Source organism: Kribbella sp. VKM Ac-2571 (genome assembly GCF_004362255.1).
GTDB classification, from domain to species: Bacteria; Actinomycetota; Actinomycetes; order Propionibacteriales; family Kribbellaceae; genus Kribbella; species Kribbella pratensis.
Map to the genome: position 1 here is coordinate 600,829 of NZ_SNWS01000003.1, position 7,075 is coordinate 607,903.

The window sequence follows — 7,075 nt, forward strand, 5'->3', positions numbered from 1 at the left end:
AGATTCGCTGTGACAACATCACGCAGAGGGCGGGGGCTCTTAGCAGTCTCAGCCGTCTCCGCGGCTGCCACCGTGCTGGCCATGACGGCCGGCGGTGGCGCGAACGCTGCTCAGAACTCCGGTGCCGAGGGCAAGAAACCCGCGCAGACCGAACAGAGTTCAGCCAAGGACCGCAAGGGCAACTACGACGCCCGGACGCCGAACGCCCGCACCACCTATGCGCGCGCGGCGAAGGTCGAGGGCAAGGAAACGGCCGCCGCGAAGAAGTTCCGCGACTCGCTCGGCACCCAGGGCGTCGTCCAGGTCGACCCGAACACCGGCACGCCGGCCCAGGTCACCAAGCTCAACGGCTTCCTCACCGGCAAGAGCGCGAAGAAGGCCACGGACGTCGCCCTCGGCTATGTCAAGGTGCACCCGGAGATCTTCAAGCTGTCCGACGCCGACCTCGACACGCTGAAGCTGCGCAAGGACTACGTCGACGACCTCGGTACGCACCACATCTTCTGGTCGCAGGTCGTCGACGGCGTCGAGGTGTTCGGCAACGGCCTGAAGGCCAACGTCACCAAGAACGGCCAGCTGATCTCGGTGATGGGCTCGCCGGTCTCCGGCCTCGCCACCGCCGCGCAGAGCCGGTCCGCCGCTGCGTCGCCGAAGGTCACCGCGGCGGGCGCCCGTAGCGCCGCGATCCAGGACGCCGGCGGTACGACGAAGTCCGCGACCGCGACCACGTCCGGCGTGAGCACCAAGTGGAGCAACGGCGATACCGCCAAGCAGGTGTGGTTCCACACCGCCGACGGGCTCCGCAAGGGCTGGCTGACCTACACCAACTCCGGTGGCACCAAGATCTACAGCCACGTCGTCGACGCCCAGACGGGTGCCACGCTGTACCGCAAGGACCTGGTCAGCGAGGGCAACGGCGACGCGCTGGTGCAGGACAACTACCCGGGCGCCCCCAAGGGCGGCACGCAGCGGGTCGAGAACCTGATCTACAACAAGTGGCTGCCGAAGAACGCCAAGACCCTCCTGGAAGGTACGTCGGTCGCCGCCTTCGCGGACGTCAACGACGACAACCAGCCGAACGCCGGCGAGACGGTCAAGGTGCCCGGCACCAAGACCGGCGCCGAGTACAAGCTGACCACCTTCCAGAACGCGTCGTCGTTCTGCTCGGCCTCGTTCATCTGCACCTGGGACCCGGCGAAGCCGGATTCCTGGAAGACCAACCTGAACCAGGACGTCACCAACGCGTTCTACCTGGCCAGCAACTTCCACGACTGGCTGGCGAAGGCGCCGATCAGCTTCACCCCGGCGGCCGGTTCGTTCGACGCCGCGGGCGGCGACCCGGTGCACCTGAACGCCCTCGACGGCGCCGCCACCGGTGCGGACGGCGGACCCGACGCCAACCACGACGACAACGCGAACATGTCGACGCCGCCGGACGGCACCTCGCCGACCATGCAGATGTACCTGTGGCACTCGCCGGGCAAGTCCGACGAGCAGGAGCAGTGGGTCCCGGCCAGCGGCGCCAACGACGCCAGCATCCTGTACCACGAGTACACGCACGGTCTGTCGAACCGTCTGGTCGTCGACGCCACCGGCAACTCGACGCTGAACAGCATCCAGGGCGGCTCGATGGGCGAGGCCTGGAGCGACTTCTACGCGATGGACTACCTGGTCTCGCACGGCCTCGAGAAGGACACCACCGCTCCGGGGGAGGTCCTCGAGGGCAAGTACGTCGCGCACGGCGAGCTGTTCCGCACCCAGGCGATCGACTGCCGCGTGAAGGCTGTGAGCCCGAACTGCGTCAAGGCGAACGGTGCCAAGGGCGGCTACACGTACGGCGACTTCCCGACCATCGGATCCCGCGGTCCGGAGGTGCACTCGTCCGGCGAGGTCTGGGCCCAGACCCTGTGGGACCTGCGTGAGCGGTTCGGTCGCGCCTACGCGATGAGCATCATCACCCGCGCGATGGAGCTGTCGCCGGCCGACCCGACGATGCTCGACATGCGCAACGCGATCGTCCAGGCCGACCTGGTCGCCAGCGGCGGCAAGAACGCCGACATCATCTGGACCGTGTTCGCCAACCGCGGCATGGGCTGGTACGCCGGTGTCGTCGACGGCGGCGACGCCTACCCGGCCGAGGACTTCCACAAGCCGCCGACAGGCGCGACCACCTCGCTGACCGGCACCGTGAAGGACAAGGACACCGGTGCTCCGGTGGCCGGCGCGCTCGTGTACGTCGGCGGTCACTCGTCCGGCTACGCCGGTGACTACGCGGGCTCGACCGACGCGACCGGCAAGTACACGATCACCGGCGTTGCGCCGGGTACGTACCCGAAGGTCGTCGTCTCCGCTCCGGGCTACGAGCTGCTCGTCCAGCCCGTCAAGGTCAGCGCCGGCGCTCAGGCGAACTTCGTGCCGCGCCGCAACTGGGCCGCCTCCTCCGGCGGCGGGTCGGTCGTCGGCTTCAACGGTCCGGACTACAGCGACTTCGGTTGCGGCCCGGGCGGTGCGATCGACAATGCGCAGGGCACCGGATGGGGCAGCACCACCGGCGACGACAACGGCACGCCGACGGGCACGATGGTCCCGAAGCACGTCGACATCAAGCTGCCGGCGAAGGTCAACATCAGCTCCTTCAACGTCGACCCGTCAGCCACCTGCGGTGACTCGGGCACGGCGTCGACCGGCCAGTACAAGATCGAGACCTCGGCCGACGGCACCACCTGGGCGACCGCTCAGGAGGGCACCTTCACCACCGCCAACCAGGGCAAGTACAACCTGCTCACCCCGAGCGGCAACGCGACCGGCGTGCAGTACGTCCGCTTCTGGATGCTCAGCCCGCAGGTCCCGGACTTCTCCACCACCTGCCCCGGCAGCACCACCAGCGGCTGCAGCTTCACCGACATGACCGAACTCCAGGTCTTCGGCACCAAGTAACCGCACCCCCCGAGAAGGCCGGCCGAGCCCCCGCTCGACCGGCCTTCCGGCATTCCCACCCCACCCCAACCGCGCCACCCACCCACCACCCGCGCCATCCACCACCCGCGCCACCGACCCACCCACTCACCCGCGGCACCGACCCACTTGCGCGTCCTACCCACCGGCCCACCCGCGGCACCGGCCCACTCGCGAGGTGATCCGCGCGCGGGGATCCCGGCTCTCCTGTCCGATGCGTGGTGGTGATCAGCCTGATCCGGGGTCATGGGACAGGCAGTGGTGGGTGGGGACCTGGTATTACCTGTCCCCAGTCACCAGCGCCTGTCCCCACCCCCACCGCTCGACTCGCCCGCGCGTTCTACCCACCGTTCCACCCGCGCGTCTCATCCACCCGCACCACGGGGTGGTTCGCGCCAGGGGATATCCACCGTTGTGGTGGGTTCTCTGCTGTTGTGCGAGGGGAGAACCCACCACGCGAGGGGATTTCAGCTCGTGTGTTGGCCGGGTGGTGGGTGGGCGCGGGTGGGTGGTGCGGCGTAGGCGCGCGGGTGGCGTACGGGGGGATGCGCGTGGTGGGTGTCTGTGGGGAACCGCAGTCGAGCGGAGTGGAGGCGTGTGGAGTGTGCTGGTTGTGGGGGTGGGTTAGGGGTTGGGGGTTGGGGTGGGTTTGGCCGGCGGGACCGTTTGGGCCCAGTCGGCCCAGTCGGCCAGGGCTGTGTAGAGGCGGACGCCGGCTTCGATCGTGACGCGCATGGACTGGGTCTGTTCGCTGTAGCCGAATTCACCGCGGTCCTTGCGCTCGGCATAATCGCGGTACTGGTCGGCCAACTGGCGGTAGTACTGCGCTTCCGACTCGAGGTGACGCTGCAGTTCGTCGGTGTCCATCATCCAGAAGAACAGCGAGCGCAGCAGCGGCTGCAGCCGCATGGTGTGGTCGACGTCGACCTCGGTCAACCAGCGCTTCACCTCGGTCACGCCGGCGTCGGTGATCCGGTACGCCTTCCGCCGCCGCGGTCCCTCGCTCTCCACCTCGACCAGGCCCTCGGCGGCGAGCTTGTTCAGCTCGGCGTAGATCTTCGGGTGCTGCGCCGGCCAGATCGAACCGAGCACCTCGGTGAACCGCCCCGCCAGGTCGTACCCGCTGGCCGGCCCTTCGGCGAGCAGCCCGAGCAGCCCGTGCCGCAACGACATTCCGCCTCCTCGCTGACGTCGTACGCCATCTTGACATGTCCCCTCGGACATGTGCATGCTCGCATATGTCCCTAGGGACATGTCCTAGAGAACATCTCAGAGGGAGTCGATATGGCAGAGGGACGGGCGGTTCTCGTCACCGGATCGACCGGTGGCATCGGTACGGCGACGGTCGGGCTGCTGCGACGCCGGGGGTTCACGGTGTACGCCGGGGCGCGCGGGCAGGCCGATTTCGGGCCGGAGGTGCGTGTGCTGCCGTTGGATGTGACGGATCCGGAGAGTGTCGCGGCGGCGGCCAAGCGGGTCGCGGGTGAGGTCGACGGGCTGTGGGCGGTGATCAACAACGCCGGTGTCATCGTGCAGGGCCCGCTCGAACTGATTCCGGCAGCCGAGTGGCGACGGCAGTTGGAGGTGAACACGCTGGGCCCGGCGTCGGTCATCCGCGAGTTCCTGCCGCTGATTCGCAGTGCGCATGGGCGAATTGTGAACGTGAGTGCGCCGACCGGGCGGGTTGCGATGCCGTTGCTCGGGGCGTTGTCCGCCAGCAAGGCCGGGCTGGAGGCGATGTCGAACGCGCTCCGGCTGGAACTGGCGGCGTGGAAGATCCCGGTCGTGGTGATCGAGCCCGGGACGACCGAGACCGAGATCTTCGCGCGCGCCGGCGCCGCCGCGGACTCCTCGATGCAGCACACCGACCCGTCGCGCGTGCAGCTGTACGAAGCGCACCTGGCCGCCTACGAGAAGGCGATGGCCCGGTTCAAGCCGGGGCCGGTGGAGAAGGTCGCCGAGACCATCGTCCGAGCGGTAGAAGCCCGCCGCCCCAAGCGCCGGTACGCCGTTGCCGAGGCTCGTACTCTCGGTGGAATCCTCCCGAAACTCCCAGCAGGGTTGAGGGATCGCGTGCTGACCAGTGCTGTGGGACTGAACGGCATCAACCCGTGAGCACGGTTGTGGTGGTGGGGGCGACTTCGGGGATCGGCCGGTGGGTGGCTGAAGGGCTTGCGTCGCGTGGGCATCGGCTGGTTTTGGTGGGACGCGATCCGGGGCGGGTGGCGGCGCTTCGCAGGCGGTTGCCAGAGGCAACGGTGGTCGCGGCGGACGTGTCGGCGAAGGCCGGGGTCGAGCAGGTCGCGGCCGGGCTGGCTGGGCTGGCGGGGGTCGGGCGGATCGACGTACTGATCAACAACGCGGGCGTGATGACGCCGACGCGGCAGGAGAGTGCGGACGGGGTCGAGCTCAATCTCGCCGTACATCATCTGGCGCCGTGGTCGACGCTGGCGTTGCTGGCGTCGCTCATCCCGGCCGGCGGGCGGGTCGTGAACGTGAACTCCGAGGGCCATCGTTCGCCGATGCGCGGTGGGGCGGTGCGGATCGATCCGGAGCGGTTGGCGGACGGGCCGGAGTCGTTCGACCCGTTCCTCACCTACAGCAGGAGCAAGCTCGCCAACCTCCTGTTCACGTACGAGCTGCAGCGCCGACGCCCCGCCTGGAACGTGGTCGCCGTACACCCCGGCGTCGTCCGGACGAACCTTGGACGTCAGTTCCCGCGCTGGCAGGTCGCGGCGATCACCGCGTTCGCGCTGGCTGCGCGAAAGGGCGCCGAGCCGATCATCCAACTGGCGACCAGCGAAGAACCGCCGACGGGGTACTACGACCGGTTCAGCCAGGTGCGGTCGTCGCCGATCTCGTACGACGAGGAGCTCGCGCGGCGGGTATGGGCAGCGACCGAGGAGCTCGCGAATGTCCGGATCATGGACAACGGGAAGTAAGTGTAGTGGATTAGTCTAGTTTCGAGGGTGTGGAACCTGTCGCGCATCAGCCGCCGCTTCGCCTACTTGCTGGGCGGGGCGGCGACCGAGTCGCGTTCGATCAGGGTCGGGGTGAGCGTGGTCCGGCGGACCCGGCGGTTGGTGTCGACGGCGGACGTCACGCGGGAGACCACGTGGCCGACCAGGTCGTCGAGGGGCCAGTGGAACGTCGAGAGCGGCGGCGTGAGCAGCTGGGACATCGGCTGGTCGTCGTACCCGAGCAGCGACAGGTCTTCCGGGATGCGCAGGCCGAGCTCGCGGCTGGCGGCGTACACCCCGAAGGCCATCGAGTCGGCCAGGGCGAGGATGCCGGTCGGGCGGGCGGTGCCGGAGAGCAGCGTCCGGGCGACGGCGGTCGCGCCGGCCAGGTCGTGCGGGCATTGCAGCAGGCGGATCTTCAGGCCGAGGTCGACCGCCACCCGCTGCGCGATCTCCTCGGCGGAGCGCTCGACTTCGAGGCGGCGGGTCGGACTCAGTACGGCGATGTCGCGGTGGCCGGCGTCCGACAGGCGGCGCAGCGCCGTACTCACGCCGGACTCGTTGTCGAAGATCACCTCGGACTTCGCCTTCGCGCCGGGCAGCGCGTCGCCGATCGCGATCACCGGCGCCTGCTGGGCGATCTTGGCCCAGCCCTTCGCGGCCGGGTCGATCGGGATCACCACGATCGCGTCGGCGCGGTGGTCGACCAGGTGCTGGGCGAGCTCGAGTTGGCGGTCGGCGTCGCCGGCCGAGTCGATGATCCAGGCGTTCCGGTCCGGGGCGAGGAGTTCGCGGCCGAGCGCGGCCGCGACGCGTTGCTGCCAGAGATCCTCGAGCGAGGCGCAGAGCACGCCGACGGAGCCGCTGCGGCCGGAGGCGAGCGCGCGGGCGACCGGGTCGGCCTGGTAGCCGAGGCGGTCGGCGGCGTCCTGGACCCGCTGCCGGGTCTCCGGCGTGCCGTGCAGACCGCGCAGTGCGTACGACACGGCGGCCATCGAGAGCCCGGTCTCGGCGGCGATGTCCTTGAGGGTCGGCCTCCGGCTGGTTCCGGACATACGCATGACCCTAGTACGACAGCCGTAGTTCGTGATCTGGCGGTGTGGCGGTCCCGGACGCGAGGCGGCCACCGCTTGATGATCTCGGGTTGTGTGGACTCAAGA

At 69.1% G+C, this 7,075-nt stretch carries 5 protein-coding genes; 3 read left to right on the top strand and 2 right to left on the bottom strand.

Features of this window, described 5'->3' with window-relative positions; all coding sequences use genetic code 11:
• The first annotated feature begins 81 nt into the window (after positions 1-81).
• Positions 82-2,937 carry a M36 family metallopeptidase gene (locus EV651_RS10320; RefSeq protein WP_238156785.1) on the top strand — a complete coding sequence of 952 codons (2,856 nt, stop codon included), beginning with the start codon at positions 82-84 and terminating at the stop codon, positions 2,935-2,937.
• Positions 2,938-3,579: 642 nt separating this feature from the next.
• Here EV651_RS10320 and EV651_RS10325 read toward each other — a convergent pair.
• A complete protein-coding gene (locus tag EV651_RS10325) occupies positions 3,580-4,128 on the bottom strand; it encodes a PadR family transcriptional regulator (RefSeq protein ID WP_133784447.1) in 549 nt (182 codons plus the stop codon).
• A gap of 111 nt (positions 4,129-4,239) precedes the next feature.
• Between EV651_RS10325 and EV651_RS10330 the strand changes: the two genes are divergently transcribed.
• Together EV651_RS10330 and EV651_RS10335 are read left to right on the top strand one after the other, a co-directional pair.
• On the top strand, positions 4,240-5,070 hold the full coding sequence (locus tag EV651_RS10330; protein WP_133784449.1) for an SDR family NAD(P)-dependent oxidoreductase: 831 nt from the start codon (positions 4,240-4,242) through the stop codon (positions 5,068-5,070).
• A 14-nt stretch (positions 5,071-5,084) separates the two neighbouring features.
• The gene (locus EV651_RS10335; RefSeq protein ID WP_166658558.1) at positions 5,085-5,897 is read left to right on the top strand and encodes an SDR family NAD(P)-dependent oxidoreductase; all 813 of its coding nucleotides are present in this window, start codon (positions 5,085-5,087) and stop codon (positions 5,895-5,897) included.
• A gap of 62 nt (positions 5,898-5,959) precedes the next feature.
• On the opposite strand, the gene EV651_RS10340 is transcribed toward EV651_RS10335, so the two are convergent.
• Positions 5,960-6,970 (bottom strand): LacI family DNA-binding transcriptional regulator, encoded by a 1,011-nt coding sequence (locus tag EV651_RS10340; protein ID WP_133784453.1) that lies wholly within the window; start codon positions 6,968-6,970, stop codon positions 5,960-5,962.
• Positions 6,971-7,075: the final 105 nt, after the last annotated feature.